Genomic DNA, 13260 nt, shown 5'->3' on the forward strand with positions numbered 1-13260 from the left:
GGGACCTCCTCAGGGAGGTCCCGCCCTTCGACGTACCGGAGAGCGCTGTGCGCGTACCAGGCCGTAAGACGCTGTACGGGCCGGTTTACGGCTCGAACTTGTAGCCGAGGCCGCGGACAGTGACCAGGTACCTGGGCGCGCCCGGGTCCGGTTCGATCTTGGCGCGGAGGCGCTTGACGTGGACGTCGAGGGTCTTGGTGTCGCCCACGTAGTCGGCGCCCCAGACGCGGTCGATGAGCTGCATCCGGGTCAGTACGCGGCCGGCGTTGCGCAGGAGCATCTCCAGCAGGTCGAACTCCTTGAGCGGGAGGTCGACCTTGGCGCCGGAGACGGTGACCACGTGGCGGTCCACGTCCATGCGGACCGGGCCGGCTTCGAGGGCGGCCGGGGTGACCTCCTCGGGCTCCCCGCGGCGGCGGAGCACGGCGCGGATGCGGGCGACCAGCTCGCGCGACGAGAAGGGCTTGGTGACGTAGTCGTCGGCTCCTATTTCCAGGCCGACGACCTTGTCGATCTCGCTGTCCTTGGCGGTGACCATGATCACCGGGACGTTGGACTTGACGCGCAGCTGGCGGCAGACCTCGGTGCCGGGCAGGCCGGGCAGCATCAGGTCGAGCAGGACGAGGTCGGCGCCGTTGCGCTCGAACTCGTCGAGTCCGTCGGGCCCGGTGGCCGCGATGGCGACCTCGAAGCCCTCTTTGCGGAGCATGTACGAAAGGGCGTCGGAGAAGGATTCCTCGTCCTCGACGACGAGCACTCGGGTCACGGAAGGACCTCCGGGGCGTGAAGCGGATCGTAAGGGGATGTGCCGGTGGTCCGGTCGGCCTCTTCGCCGGGGTCGGACGGTCCGTCCCCGGCTTCGGGGTCGGAGTCTGGGAGTGACTCGGGGTGCGAGCCATGGTCGTACAGATGTGCCCGGTTCGCGCGGGCGCGGCGGGCGGCGCCCGCCTCCGGGAGGCGCAGGGTGAAGGTGGAGCCCTGTCCTTCGGAGCTCCAGACCGTGACCTCTCCGCCGTGCGAGGCGGCCACGTGCTTGACGATCGCCAGCCCGAGACCCGTACCGCCGGTGGCGCGGGAGCGGGCCGGGTCGACGCGGTAGAAGCGCTCGAAGATGCGCTCCTTGTCCTTGTCGGAGATGCCTATGCCCTGGTCGGTGACGGCGACCTCGATCAGGTCTCCGCCCGGCACGTTCACCCGGCGGGCCGCTATGCCGACGCGGGTGGCGGAGGGTGAGTAGTTGACGGCGTTCTCGACGAGGTTGCCGAGGGCGGCGGCGAGCTGGCCGCGGTTGCCCCAGACGCGCAGGTCGGCGGTGCCTCCGGCGGCCATGGTGATCTGTTTGGTGCCGGCCTGGTGGCGGCAGCGGTCGACGGCCTCGGCGACGAGTTCGTCGACGCGGACCGGTTCGGCGTCCTCCAGCGGGTCGTCGTTCTGCACCCGGGAGAGGTCGATGAGTTCCTGGACGAGGCTGGTGAGGCGGGTGGCCTCGATCTGCATCCGGCCGGCGAAGCGCTCGACGGCCTCCGGGTCGTCCGAGGCGCCCATGACGGCCTCGGAGAGGAGGGAGAGCGCGCCGGTGGGGGTCTTCAGCTCGTGGCTGACGTTGGCGACGAAGTCGCGTCGTACGGCCTCGATGCGCCGGGCCTCGGTGAGGTCCTCGACGAGGAGGAGGATGAGCCGGGAGCCCAGGGGTGCGACGCGGGCGGAGACCGCGAGGGCCTCGCCGCGGCCGGTGCCCCGCCGGGGGAGGTCCAGCTCGACCTGGCGTATCTCGCCGTCGCGGCGGGTGTCCCGGGCCATCTGGAGCATCGGTTCGACCGACAGTTTTCCGCCACGGACCAGTCCGAGGGCGTACGCCGCCGAGCTGGCCTTGACGACCGCGTCCGCCTCGTCGAGTACGACGGCGGAGGAGCGGAGCACGGACAGCACCGTGTCGACACCGGGCGGCAGCACGGGGTCCGTGTGCAGGGAGGTGCGGGTGGGGCGTTTCTGGTCGCGCTCGCTCCAGCGGAACGCCAGCATGGCGATGACGCCGGTGAGCACCCCGGCGATCGCTGCCGCTGCGGCGACTGCCGCGTTCACGTCCATGCGTCCAGGTTAGGCATGGGGTACGACATGGCCACAGCCAACAGTGTGCGACCTCGAACACTCGTCGCCCAGAGTTCACCTTGGAGCCAGTATTGGTTCATTTGTCGGGGCCGAAAACGACGCGTGCCTGCCCGAACGTGGGAGCGTGGGGGTCACGGGGCCCGGTGCCGCCCCCGAACGGACGCCAAGAGAGGGACACCTGATGCGTGACGCGTACCACGAGGAACTTGACTCGATCGGCGACAGTCTGGTCGAGATGGCCCGGCTCGTCGGGTCGGCGATCGGGCGCGCCACGACGGCGATCCTCGACGCCGACCTGAAGCTGGCCGAGAGTGTCATCGAGGCCGACGCCAGGGTCGACGAGCTGCAGCACGACCTGGAGGGCCGCGCCATAGCCCTGCTGGCCCGCCAGCAGCCGGTCGCCACCGACCTGCGGATCGTCGTCACGTCGCTGCGGATGAGCGCCGACCTGGAGCGTTCGGGCGACCTCGCCCAGCACGTCGCCAAGCTGGCCCGGCTGCGCTTCCCCGAGCGCGCGGTCCCGCACGACCTGCACGCCACGATCCTGGAGATGGGCCAGCTCGCGCAGCGCCTGATGGCGAAGGCGGCCGAGGTCATCATCACCAAGGACGTCGATCTGGCGATGCAGCTGGAGAACGACGACGACGAGATGGACCTGCTGCACCGCCACCTCTTCCAGCACCTGATCGACGACCGCTGGAAGCACGGCATCGAGACGGCGGTCGACGTGACGCTGCTGGGCCGTTACTACGAGCGTTTCGCGGACCACGCGGTGTCGGTCGCCAAGCGTGTGGTGTTCCTGGTGACGGGCGAGCACGCGGACGAGCTGCAGCAGGACGTGCAGCCGCCCACGGGCGTCGAGGGGACCTGACCCGCCGGGCCCTGCCCCTCCGGGCCTGACCCGCCGAGCCCCTGTGCGCCGTTGATGCGCCCGGCGGAACGGGCATGCAATGAGGAGAAGGCACCAGATCCCCGGGATCCAGCGATCCGGATCTCCAGGACCACCCTCCAGGAGGGCCCCATGGCCGAGACCCCCAGCACGCCCGACCCGACGCAGGAGCGCGAGACGCAGCATCCCGCCGAGATCAAGCACCTGCCCCTGTTCGGCGCCTGCGGCTGCGGCTCCGGCTGCGGGTGCGGATGCCAGTCGGGCGCTCCCTGTCAGTGCGGTTGACGCGGCGTCAGTCACCTCGACGTCAGCCACCTCGACGTGAGTCGCAGGGACCCCGCTCCCTCCCCAATGTGGAGAGAGCGGGGTTCTTTTGTGTGTGCTGGTGCCGTTCGCCCTGTTCGGGAGAGGAGGAAGGCGGCTCGGGTCGCCCTCGAACAGGCATACACTTCACAGCAGTTGACGCTCTGGCTCTGTACTTGCACAACAGGCACCCTGTTGCCATCTCGTTAACCAGTACTTCTTGACGTTACGTGCTGTCCCGGCGTTGGCTTCCGTATCTGTATCTGGGTTCGTCATGCTTCCCCGCCTGGAAGGCACCTCCCGTGAACGCTCGTACCCCCCGTCGGATCGCCGCACGCCGTACCGCGATCGCGGTGACGGCCGCCGCCTCGGCCCTCTCGCTCGCCGCGTGCGGCGTCATCGACAGCGCCAGTGGAAGCAGTGGCTCCGCGGCGCCCAAGAAGGGCGACGACATCACTGTGGGGCTCCTTCTGCCCGACAAGAAGACGACGCGTTTCGAGAAGTTCGACTACCCGCTCTTCAAGAAGCAGGTCACCGCCCTCACCAACGGCAAGGGCAAGGTCCTCTACGCCAACGCCGAGGCGGACAAGACCAAGCAGAACCAGCAGCTCGAAGAGATGATCGCCGAGAAGGTCGACGTCCTCGTGGTGGACGCGATCGACGCCCACACCATCGCGCCGGCCATCGAGAAGGCCAAGGACGCGGACATACCGGTCATCGCGTACGACCGGCTCGCGGAGGGCCCGATCGACGCGTACGTCTCCCACGACAACGAGCTCGTCGGCGAGGTGCAGGGCCGCTCGATCGTGGAGGCCCTCGGCGACAAGGCCGCGACCAGCAAGATCATCATGATCAACGGCTCGCTCACGGACCCGAACACGGCACGGTTCCAGACCGGCGCGATGAACGAGCTGCAGGGCAAGGTCCAGATCGCGGAGTCGTACATGACCAAGGACTGGCTGCCCGAGGTCGCCAAGGCCAACATGGAGGCCGCGATCAGGGCCGTCGGGCTGAGCAACATCAAGGCGGTCTACTCGGCGAACGACGACATGGCCGGCGCGGCCATCGACGCGATGAAGGAGGCCGGCGCCAGCACGATCCCGCCGGTGACCGGGCAGGACGCGAGCCTGGAGGCGGTGCAGCGGATCGTCTCGGGCGAGCAGTACATGAGCGTCTACAAGTCGTTCATCCTGGAGGCCAACAACGCCGCGTCCATGGCGGTGGCCAAGGTCCAGGGCCGCTCGATCGAGTTCGACGCGCTGACCCGCGACCTCGTCGACAGCCCGACGCAGAAGCAGATCCCGTCGCAGCTGGTCCCGGTGGTGGCCCTCACGAAGGACAACATCAAGGACACGGTGATCCAGGACGGCATCTACACCGTCCAGGACATCTGCACCCCGGACTACGCGGCGGCCTGCGAGGAGATCGGCCTCACGTAGGGGGCGGGTCTCCCCGAGGGACCAGATGGGGTCGCCAGGGTGGGCGTACGGGCAGAGGATGGAAGGCAGGCGGTACCCCGTACGCCAGAAGATCGCAGATCCGATCAGGGATTGGAGGTGCGACGCCATGCCCCGGTTCATGGACGTCCACCACAACATGAAGGGCATCACGGCCGACCAGTTGCGTGAGGCCCACAACGCCGACCTCGCCATCGAGAAGGACGAGGCGGTCCACTTCGAGAAGGCCTGGGCGGACCCCGCCTCCGGCACGGTCTACTGCCTCTCGGAGGCCCCCTCCGCGGAAGCGGTCCAGCGCATCCACGAACGCTCCGGTCACCTCGCCGACGAGATCCATCCGGTCCCGCTGACGATATGAGAACCCGGTGACTCCGCGGGCGGACCGCGCACCGGATGCTCGGCTCGCGGTCCGCTCCGGCAGTCGGTGACGCGCTCGCCGTCCACACAGCGCCGTCGGCGCTTCCTTGCTGTCGTGGCCGACACAGGGAACCATGTGCAGCCACCCACCTCACCCGCACCGGGCGTCGATGGGCCCCGGCAGTCGGTGACGTACCCGCGCCCGCCGCAGTCGCGTCGCAGGAGCGGGCTGCCTCTCGTGCCGATCGTCACGCCGCCCGCACCGGAGTCCAGTGGCCACCGCGACGTGCCGCGGTCGAAGGACCCTGAAGGATCTGTCCAACCGCCGTCCATGGCTTACGAGTTCGTCATGCCCTAGCTCCCAAGCCGAGCGACACCGTGGAGTCCCACGTGCCCGTGATCGGGTACTGCCCGAGCCCACCGGGATTCTTCCCCGACCCCCCGCAACTGCCCCCGCCCCTGCCCCGGATCGACCCGCCGGAGTCGCCGGGCAGGAGCGGACCGGGGCTCCCCGGGCGCTGACGCGAATCCCGTACGACGGTGAAGGGCTCCGGCGCGCATGCCGGAGCCCTTCACCGTGCTACTTCTTCCGGACGGTCACCTCACCGGTCCGTCCGGGCCTCACTTCACATCGACGTAGTCGGTCCAGCCGGCCGCGGGCAGGGTGAGGTTCGTGCCCGCGAAGGTGTAGCGGTACGCGCCGTCCGCCGTCGCCTTCACGGTGGCCTTGGCCCAGCCGTTGCGGTCGGTCTTGAGCTTCTTCAGGGTGACGAAGGCGCCGCTCGTGCCCTTGCGGTACTGGAGCAGCACCTGGTGCCCGATGAGGGGCACGTTCTTGTTCTTCTCCCAGCTCGCGACGGTCATCTGGGCCTTGACCGTGAGGTTCTTGCCCTTCGTCACCGGCTCCGGGGTGGCGTCGGTCTGGGTCATGTAGGTCGTGCGCTTGATGCGGGCGAAGGATGCGGTGTCGAGGCCGTCCGAGCGGGTGACGTTGCCGTCTCCGTCGACGGCGGTGGGGGACAGGAGCCAGAGACCGGCGAGGGCGTTGCTGCGGAGGTTGACCTTCGGGTCGGCGGACAGGAGGGCCTCGCACCAGGAGGTGATCTCGTTGATCGCGTGGCAGGTGGCGGGCGCGGTGATGATCCCGTCGGCCGTCTCCGGGTCGTCTCCGTGCCTCAGCTCGAACGACACGCTCTTGATGCCGGACGGGTCGGTGACCGTCGCGGAGATCGGGATCAGTCTCCTCTTCGCGGCCTCGACGCCGACGGTGTAGTCCTGCCAGTCGTGGTTGACGTCGATGTTCGAGAACTTCGAGGCCGAGTCGTCCTGGTCGGCCCCAGCTGCCGGGACGGCGAGAGCGGTGACGGCCAGAGCGGCGCTGAGGGCAGCGGCGGTAGCTGCGGCGACAGTGGCGCGTATGCGCATGGCGTGGGTTCCCCTGTTTGGTGACCTGGGTGGTGCCTTCACCTGCGTGAGACTGACGGGGCGTCTGGGAGGTTGTGCACTCTTGCCGACCGACCGGACCCCGGTCACGAAAATGCCCCCGATCCGCGCCGTGTGCGCAGGTCGGGGGCATGATCGCTATTCCTACTTCTTCTTGCCCTGGTTCTTTACCGCCTCGATCGCCGCCGCAGCCGCGTCCGGGTCGAGGTAAGTACCGCCCGGCTTCACCGGCTTGAAGTCCGCGTCCAGTTCGTACGCGAGCGGGATGCCCGTCGGGATGTTCAGGCCGGAGATCGCCTCGTCGGAGATTCCGTCCAGGTGCTTCACCAGGCCGCGGAGGCTGTTGCCGTGGGCCGCCACCAGGACCGTACGGCCGGAGAGGAGGTCCGGGACGATGCCGTCGTACCAGTACGGGAGCATGCGGACGACGACGTCCTTCAGGCACTCCGTGCGCGGGCGCAGCTCCGGCGGGATCGTCGCGTAGCGCGGGTCGGCGGACTGGGAGAACTCCGTGCCGTCCTCGATGGGCGGGGGCGGGGTGTCGTACGAGCGGCGCCAGAGCATGAACTGCTCCTCGCCGAACTCGGCGAGCGTCTGGGCCTTGTCCTTGCCCTGGAGGGCGCCGTAGTGGCGCTCGTTCAGGCGCCAGCTGCGGTGTACGGGGATCCAGTGGCGGTCCGCGGACTCCAGGGCCAGCTGGGCCGTGCGGATCGCGCGCCTCTGGAGGGAGGTGTGGAGCACGTCGGGGAGCAGGCCGGCGTCCTTGAGCAGCTCACCGCCGCGGACCGCCTCCTTCTCGCCCTTGTCGGTGAGGTTGACGTCCACCCAACCGGTGAACAGGTTCTTCGCGTTCCATTCGCTCTCGCCGTGGCGGAGGAGGATCAGCTTGTACGGTGCGTCGGCCATGCCCCGAGCGTAATAGAACGTCCTGATCCCCTGCTCGGCCGCCCGGCTACCGGACGATTCACGGACGGTTGACGGGATCTGTTAATTGAGTGGCTCCCCCGAGAGGCCCCCTCGTAAGTTGTCATCACTATCTGTGCTGCTTACGTCCGTGGGGGATCCCTGTGTCACTCGCCGCCCTGAAACGTGCCGCCCGCGAGTCCGTCTCCGGGCTGCCCCGCGAGTTCTGGTGGCTGTGGACCAGCACCCTCGTCAACCGGCTCGGGGCCTTCGTCTCCACGTTCATGGCGATCTACCTGACCCTCGACGGCGGGTACTCCGCCTCGTACGCCGGTCTCGTCGTCGCCCTGCACGGGCTCGGTGGGGTGGTGTCGTCGATCGGGGGCGGTGTCATGACCGACCGGCTCGGGCGGCGCCCCACTCTCCTCATCGCGCAGTCGTCCACCGCCTTCTCCGTCGCGCTGCTCGGCTTCGTGCACGACCCGGTCGCCATCGCGGCCGTGGCCTTCCTGGTGGGCATGGCCAGCAACGCCTCGCGGCCCGCCGTCCAGGCGATGATGGCCGACATCGTGCGGCCCGAGGACCGTGTCCGCGCCTTTTCCCTGAACTACTGGGCCATCAACCTCGGGTTCGCCGTCTCCTCCGCCGGCGCCGGCTTCATCGTGGAGGTCAGTTACGTCGCCGGGTTCCTCGTCGAGGCCGGTATGACGCTGGCCTGCGCGGTCGTCATCTTCCTCAAGCTGCCCGAGTCACGGCCGACGCGGACCACGAAGGCCGAGCAGGCGGAGGAGGACTCCGTCGGGCTCGGGACCGTGCTGCGCGACGGGCGCTTCATGAGCGTCGTCGGGCTGGCATTCCTCGTCGCGCTCATCTTCCAGCAGGGCCTGGTCGGGCTGCCGATCGCGATGGGCGAGGCCGGGTTCACCCCGGCGGACTTCGGGATGGTCGTCGCCGTCAACGGCGTACTGGTCGTCGTGCTGCAGATCCCCGTCACCCGGTTCATCGAACACCGGGACGCCCGTCGGCTGCTGCTGGCCTCGTCCCTCCTCGCCGGGTACGGGTTCGGGCTCACCGCCTTCGCCGGGTCGGTCGGCGTCTTCATCCTCACGGTGTGCGTCTGGACCCTGGCCGAGATCGTCAACGCGCCCACCCAGACCGGACTGGTCGTCCGGCTGTCCCCGCTGCACGGACGCGGTCGCTACCAGGGCATGTACACGATGTCCTGGTCGGTCGCCGGCCTCGTCGCCCCGCTGATGTCCGGCTTCGTCATCGACCACCTCGGCGCGGAGTGGCTGTGGGGGCTGTGCGCGGCCGTCGGGACGGTGGCGGGGTTGGGGTACTGGGTGCTCATGGCGCGGGTTCCGGAGGAGGAACTGGTCGAGGACGTCGTGGAAGACGCGGGCGAGGAGCCCGCGCCCGCCGGCCCGGTCCCCGCCACCACCGCCGCTGCCGCCCCCGTCGTCGCCGCCGAAACCGTCATGCCCGTCGGCCCGGTCCCCGCCGCCGAACCCGTCACGGGTGCATCCGCGACCCCTTGACCACCTTGTCCACGGCGTTCCTCGCCCCGTACACCGCGAGCCCCACCAGATCCAGCTCCCCCGTCCGCACGGCCCGTACCGCCGCCCGGTTGTCGCGGTCGTTGCCGGTGGTGAAGAGGTCGCCGGTGAACACCGCGCGCGGGAGGGACCGGGACAGCACGCGCGCGTGGGCGGCCGTCAGCGTCTCCTTCGTCGCCTCGAAGACCAGGACCGGCTGGCGGAACATCGGGAGGTAGCGCACGCCGTCTCCGTCCTCGTACGGCTCGCCGATCACCTCGGGGACCGTCGCCCCCAGGCCGCTGACCAGGAACGACGTCACGTTCAGGCGCTGCCAGGGCTCCAGGTCCTCGCGCAGCAGGACGGCGATCTTCGTGTCGAAGCGGATGGGGGCGGGGGCGGGGGCCGTGCCCGTCGGGGTCTCTGTGCTCATGCTTCGAGACTGCCGACCGTCGTACGACCCCGTCTTGTACGTTCTTTGCGTGGCCACCCGGCAGGAAGTCTCCGCCTGGCGCCCTGCCGTGTCGGGCGTCGTCGAGGTCTTCCACGCCCACTTCACCGAGCACGCGTACCCCATGCACGTACACGACACCTGGACGCTGCTCATCGTCGACGACGGCGCCGTACGGTACGACCTCGACCGGCATGAGCACGGGACCCCGCACGACACCGTGACCCTGTTGCCGCCGCATGTGCCGCACAACGGGTCGGCCGCGACTCCGGACGGGTTCCGCAAGCGGGTGCTGTACCTCGACTCCACCCACCTCGGCGACGAGTTCATCGGGGCCGCCGTCGACCGGCCCGATCTGCGCGATCCCCTGCTGCGGCTGCGCGTCGGGCAGTTGCACGGCGCGCTTGTACGGGCCGGGGAGGAGTTCGAGGCTGCGAGCCGGCTGGCGCTCGTCTCCGAGCGGCTGCGGGCGCGGTTGCGGGAGACCGACGTATCCCTTCGGCCTCCGCCCGCCGATCCGCCGCTCGCCCGGCGGTTGCGCGAGCTGCTCGACGAGCGGCTCGTCGACGGGATCTCGCTCGACGAGGCGGCGCGGCTCGTGCACGCGCATCCCGCGCATCTCGTACGGGCGTTCAGTGCCGCTTTCGGGATGCCGCCGCATCAGTATCTGACCGCCCGGCGGGTCGAGCGCGCCCGGCGGCTGCTGCTCGGCGGGCAGGCTCCCGGCGAGGTCGCCGCCGCCACCGGGTTCTACGACCAGGCGCATCTCACGCGGCACTTCAGGAGGTTGGTGGGTGTGCCGCCCGGGCGTTATCGGCTCCGTTCCGGGGTCGGTCGGCCGTAGGGCGCTGGGTCAGGTGGGCGAACGCGTCCAGGTTGCGGGTCGACTCGCCCCGGGACACCCGCCAGGCGTACTCCTTGCGGATCGCCGACGCGAAACCCAGCTCCAGCAGGGTGTTGAAGCCGCCGTCGGCCGCCTCCAGGACCGAGCCGAGGAGGCGGTCGATCTCCTCCGGGGTGATCGCGGAGAGAGGGAGCTTGGAGGTGACGTAGACGTCGCCGAGGCGGTCCACCGCGTAACTCACGCCGTACAGCTTGAGGTTGCGTTCCAGGAGCCAGCGGTGGACGCCCGGTTCGTTCTCGTCGGGGTGGCGGATCACGAACGCGTTCAGGGAGAGCGAGTGCTTGCCGACCAGGAGTGACACCGTCGTCGAGAGTTTGCGGGTGCCCGGGAGTTTTACTACGTAGTTGCCTGGCTTCGGGCTCTCCCAGTCCAGGTCCGCCTCGGTGAGGACCTGCTCGATGATCGACGCCGCATCAGCCATGCAGCGAGCGTACGCGACGCCTGTGGGCCTGCATCGCGGCCGTGTAGACGTCCGCTGTGGCCGCCGCCGAGGCGTCCCAGCCGAAGCGCTGCGCGTGCCGGGCCGCCGTCGCGCCCATCCGGGCGGACAGGGTCTCGTCGTCGGCGAAATCGCGCAGCACGCGCGCGTAGGCGGCGGGGTCGTGGCCTTGTACGAGGAATCCCGTACGTCCTTCCGCGACCGCCACCGGGAGGCCGCCGACCGCTGCCGCGAGGACCGGGGTGCCCGCCGCCTGTGCCTCTATGGCGACCAGGCCAAACGATTCACTGTAGGAGGGCATGACAAGGACGGAGGCCGCCCGGAACCAGTCCGCGAGCTGCTCCTGGCCGACCGGCGGGCGGAAGCGCACGACGTCCGCGATGCCCAGCCGGGCGGCGAGTTTCTGCAGGCCCTCCGGTTTGGCCAGACCGCTGCCGCTCGGGCCGCCCACGACGGGGACGACCATCCGGGAGCGCAGCTCGGGGCGCTCGTCCAGGAGGACGGCGACCGCGCGGAGCAGCACGTCGGGGGCCTTGAGGGGCTGTATGCGGCCCGCGAAGAGGGGGATCAGGGCGTCCTGCGGGAGGCCGAGGCGGGCGCGGGCGGCGGCGCGGCCGTCGGCCGGGGAGAAGCGGTCGAGGTTGACGCCGGGGTGGACGACGGCGACCTTGCGGGGGTCGGCGTCGTAGTGGCGTACGAGTTCGTCGGCCTCTTCGGCGGTGTTGGCGACGAGCCGGTCGGCGGCGGCCACGACCTGCATCTCGCCGATGACGCGGGCGGCGGGCTCGGGGTTGTCGCCGTCGGCCAGGGCGGCGTTCTTGACCTTGGCCATGGTGTGCATGGCGTGCACCAGGGGGGTGCCCCAGCGCTGGGCGGCGAGCCAGCCGACGTGGCCGGAGAGCCAGTAGTGCGAGTGGACCAGGTCGTAGTAGCCGGGGCGGTTGCCGGCCCAGGCCTGCATGACGCCGTGGGTGAAGGCGCACAGCTGGGCCGGGAGGTCCTCCTTGGCGAGGCCCTCGTAGGGGCCCGCGTCGATGTGCCGGACGAGGACGCCGGGGGCCAGCTCGACGGCCGGGGGGAGGGCGCCCGTGGTGGCCCGGGTGAAGATCTCGACCTCGATGTTGATCGCGGCGAGGCGCTGCGCCAGCTCGACGATGTAGACGTTCATACCGCCGGCGTCGCCCGTACCGGGCTGATGGAGGGGGGAGGTGTGCACGGAGAGCATGGCTACGCGCCGGGGCCTGCGACGGCGCCCCAGCCGGCCGATGTACTGGCTCACGTGGCGTTCCTCCTCCAGCCTCGTTTCCTGCCGTCCTTCGTGGATCACTCTTCGATCGCTCTTCGCAGAGGTCGCAAGAGGTCCGAAGGGTCAACGCCATGAGAACGCAACCCATTTCCTCTTTACCGAATCATTGCCATTTACCGCTCAACCGTTCGACACCGGAGCGCCCCTTACCCTCGTACGCATGGCTGCCCGCGCATCGACGACCCGACCCGTGGGAACAGTCACGCGCGGGACGACCAACCCCAACCGCCTGCGCCGGATGGACCGCTGGATCGCGGCCACGCACGGCGCCGCGCTGCGCCGCGCCCCCTCCCCCGTCGCGGTCGACCTCGGGTACGGCGCCGCGCCCTGGACGGCCGTGGAGCTGCTCGCCCGGCTGCGTACCGTGGCGCCACGCGCGCGCGTGGTGGGCGTCGAGATCGAGCCTGCCCGGGTCGCGGCGGCGAAACCGTACGAGCGCGAGGGGCTCGTCTTCCGGCACGGCGGCTTCGAGATCCCGGTCCCGGAGCGGCCGGCGCTGATCCGCGCGGCGAACGTGCTGCGGCAGTACGAAGAGGGCGAGGTCGCCGGGGTGTGGACGCGGCTGTGCGCCCGGCTCGCGCCGGTGACGGAGGACTTCCCGGGCGGGCTGCTCGTCGAGGGGACGTGCGACGAGATCGGGCGGCGGCATGTGTGGGTCGCCCTCGGCCCCGAGGGGCCGCGCACGGTCACCTTCGCGGCCCGGCTCGGCTCCCTGGACCGCCCCTCCGACCTCGCCGAGCGCCTCCCGAAGGCCCTCATCCACCGCAACGTCCCCGGCGAACCGGTGCACGCCTTCCTGCGCGACTTCGACCGCGCCTGGGCCGCCGCGGCGCCCTACGCCTCGTACGGGGCACGCCAGCGCTGGATCCGGGCGGTGCGCGACCTGACGGCGGACTGGCCGGTGACGGACGGGCCGGCGCGGTGGCGGCAGGGGGAAGTGACTGTGGAGTGGGGGGCGTTGGCGCCGCTCCAGGGGCCTATTTAGAGAGGGTTCGGCAGATTTTCTGACTTTCCTGGCGCCTCACATTGCTCACGAATCACGGGCAACGATCTCCGCACCTCGTTCGTCACACATGCGGGGGACATGGGAAGGGCAGGCACCTTGCAGGATGCCTGTCTCTTTCCGCGGGGACATGGCACCATCCCCCGGGCGTCCGTAAGTTA

The 13260-nt window shown here is 70.0% G+C and carries 14 protein-coding genes; 7 read left to right on the plus strand and 7 right to left on the minus strand.

All coding sequences use genetic code 11. The annotated features are described in order from the left end of the window. Nucleotides 1–85: 85 nt before the first annotated feature. Nucleotides 86–766 carry a response regulator transcription factor gene (locus ACWDR4_RS42175; protein WP_105974768.1) on the minus strand — a complete coding sequence of 227 codons (681 nt, stop codon included), beginning with the start codon at nt 764–766 and terminating at the stop codon, nt 86–88. After that, entirely contained in the window at nt 763–2088 is a 1326-nt protein-coding gene (locus tag ACWDR4_RS42180) for a sensor histidine kinase (protein ID WP_450416489.1), read from the minus strand. The genes ACWDR4_RS42175 and ACWDR4_RS42180 overlap by 4 nt, the downstream gene beginning before the upstream one ends. A gap of 202 nt (nt 2089–2290) precedes the next feature. Between ACWDR4_RS42180 and phoU the strand changes: the two genes are divergently transcribed. The 4 genes from phoU (at nt 2291) to ACWDR4_RS42200 (ending at nt 5116) form a co-directional block, all read left to right on the plus strand. Next, nucleotides 2291–2980, plus strand: a complete 690-nt coding sequence (gene phoU, locus ACWDR4_RS42185; RefSeq protein ID WP_450416491.1) for a phosphate signaling complex protein PhoU — start codon at nt 2291–2293, stop codon at nt 2978–2980. A gap of 150 nt (nt 2981–3130) precedes the next feature. Beyond that, nucleotides 3131–3283 carry a hypothetical protein gene (locus tag ACWDR4_RS42190; RefSeq protein WP_235477183.1) on the plus strand — a complete coding sequence of 51 codons (153 nt, stop codon included), beginning with the start codon at nt 3131–3133 and terminating at the stop codon, nt 3281–3283. A gap of 320 nt (nt 3284–3603) precedes the next feature. Continuing rightward, nucleotides 3604–4740 carry a sugar ABC transporter substrate-binding protein gene (locus ACWDR4_RS42195; RefSeq protein ID WP_450416493.1) on the plus strand — a complete coding sequence of 379 codons (1137 nt, stop codon included), beginning with the start codon at nt 3604–3606 and terminating at the stop codon, nt 4738–4740. 127 nt (nt 4741–4867) lie between these two features. Further along, entirely contained in the window at nt 4868–5116 is a 249-nt protein-coding gene (locus tag ACWDR4_RS42200) for an SCO4226 family nickel-binding protein (RefSeq protein WP_450416495.1), read from the plus strand. A gap of 620 nt (nt 5117–5736) precedes the next feature. Here the strand turns inward: ACWDR4_RS42200 and ACWDR4_RS42205 are convergent. Both ACWDR4_RS42205 and ACWDR4_RS42210 read right to left on the minus strand, forming a co-directional pair. Further along, the gene (locus tag ACWDR4_RS42205; protein ID WP_450416497.1) at nt 5737–6540 is read right to left on the minus strand and encodes a hypothetical protein; all 804 of its coding nucleotides are present in this window, start codon (nt 6538–6540) and stop codon (nt 5737–5739) included. A 162-nt stretch (nt 6541–6702) separates the two neighbouring features. Next, on the minus strand, nt 6703–7464 hold the full coding sequence (locus ACWDR4_RS42210) for a phosphoglyceromutase (RefSeq protein WP_450416499.1): 762 nt from the start codon (nt 7462–7464) through the stop codon (nt 6703–6705). Nucleotides 7465–7625: 161 nt separating this feature from the next. Here ACWDR4_RS42210 and ACWDR4_RS42215 point away from each other — a divergent pair, with 161 nt between their 5' ends. Then, complete coding sequence (locus ACWDR4_RS42215) at nt 7626–8999, plus strand: MDR family MFS transporter (RefSeq protein ID WP_450416501.1); 1374 nt, start codon at nt 7626–7628, stop codon at nt 8997–8999. Here the strand turns inward: ACWDR4_RS42215 and ACWDR4_RS42220 are convergent. Further along, nucleotides 8974–9429, minus strand: coding sequence for a DUF2000 family protein (locus ACWDR4_RS42220; protein WP_450416503.1), 456 nt, complete (start codon nt 9427–9429; stop codon nt 8974–8976). The genes ACWDR4_RS42215 and ACWDR4_RS42220 overlap by 26 nt on opposite strands. Here ACWDR4_RS42220 and ACWDR4_RS42225 point away from each other — a divergent pair. Further along, nucleotides 9428–10291, plus strand: coding sequence for an AraC family transcriptional regulator (locus tag ACWDR4_RS42225; protein ID WP_450416504.1), 864 nt, complete (start codon nt 9428–9430; stop codon nt 10289–10291). The genes ACWDR4_RS42220 and ACWDR4_RS42225 overlap by 2 nt on opposite strands. On the opposite strand, the gene ACWDR4_RS42230 is transcribed toward ACWDR4_RS42225, so the two are convergent. Together ACWDR4_RS42230 and mshA are read right to left on the minus strand one after the other, a co-directional pair. Continuing rightward, nucleotides 10227–10772, minus strand: coding sequence for a YbjN domain-containing protein (locus tag ACWDR4_RS42230; protein ID WP_450416505.1), 546 nt, complete (start codon nt 10770–10772; stop codon nt 10227–10229). The two genes, ACWDR4_RS42225 and ACWDR4_RS42230, sit on opposite strands and share 65 nt — an antisense overlap. Then, on the minus strand, nt 10765–12069 hold the full coding sequence (mshA, locus tag ACWDR4_RS42235; protein ID WP_450416506.1) for a D-inositol-3-phosphate glycosyltransferase: 1305 nt from the start codon (nt 12067–12069) through the stop codon (nt 10765–10767). The genes ACWDR4_RS42230 and mshA overlap by 8 nt, the downstream gene beginning before the upstream one ends. A 187-nt stretch (nt 12070–12256) precedes the next feature. On the opposite strand from mshA, the gene ACWDR4_RS42240 reads away from it, so the two are divergent. After that, nucleotides 12257–13081, plus strand: coding sequence for a class I SAM-dependent methyltransferase (locus tag ACWDR4_RS42240; protein WP_450416508.1), 825 nt, complete (start codon nt 12257–12259; stop codon nt 13079–13081). Nucleotides 13082–13260: the final 179 nt, after the last annotated feature.

The organism is Streptomyces sp. NPDC000878 (assembly GCF_053599695.1).

What these genes read in the sequence shown, in the direction of transcription:
- ACWDR4_RS42180 (WP_450416489.1), bottom strand. Translation starts at nt 2,088, where the DNA reads ATGGACGTGAACGCGGCAGTCGCCGCAGCGGCAGCGATCGCCGGGGTG.
- phoU (WP_450416491.1), top strand. Translation starts at nt 2,291, where the DNA reads ATGCGTGACGCGTACCACGAGGAACTTGACTCGATCGGCGACAGTCTG.
- ACWDR4_RS42190 (WP_235477183.1), top strand. Translation starts at nt 3,131, where the DNA reads ATGGCCGAGACCCCCAGCACGCCCGACCCGACGCAGGAGCGCGAGACG.
- ACWDR4_RS42200 (WP_450416495.1), top strand. Translation starts at nt 4,868, where the DNA reads ATGCCCCGGTTCATGGACGTCCACCACAACATGAAGGGCATCACGGCC.
- ACWDR4_RS42205 (WP_450416497.1), bottom strand. Translation starts at nt 6,540, where the DNA reads ATGCGCATACGCGCCACTGTCGCCGCAGCTACCGCCGCTGCCCTCAGC.
- ACWDR4_RS42210 (WP_450416499.1), bottom strand. Translation starts at nt 7,464, where the DNA reads ATGGCCGACGCACCGTACAAGCTGATCCTCCTCCGCCACGGCGAGAGC.
- ACWDR4_RS42225 (WP_450416504.1), top strand. Translation starts at nt 9,428, where the DNA reads ATGCTTCGAGACTGCCGACCGTCGTACGACCCCGTCTTGTACGTTCTT.
- ACWDR4_RS42220 (WP_450416503.1), bottom strand. Translation starts at nt 9,429, where the DNA reads ATGAGCACAGAGACCCCGACGGGCACGGCCCCCGCCCCCGCCCCCATC.
- ACWDR4_RS42230 (WP_450416505.1), bottom strand. Translation starts at nt 10,772, where the DNA reads ATGGCTGATGCGGCGTCGATCATCGAGCAGGTCCTCACCGAGGCGGAC.
- ACWDR4_RS42240 (WP_450416508.1), top strand. Translation starts at nt 12,257, where the DNA reads ATGGCTGCCCGCGCATCGACGACCCGACCCGTGGGAACAGTCACGCGC.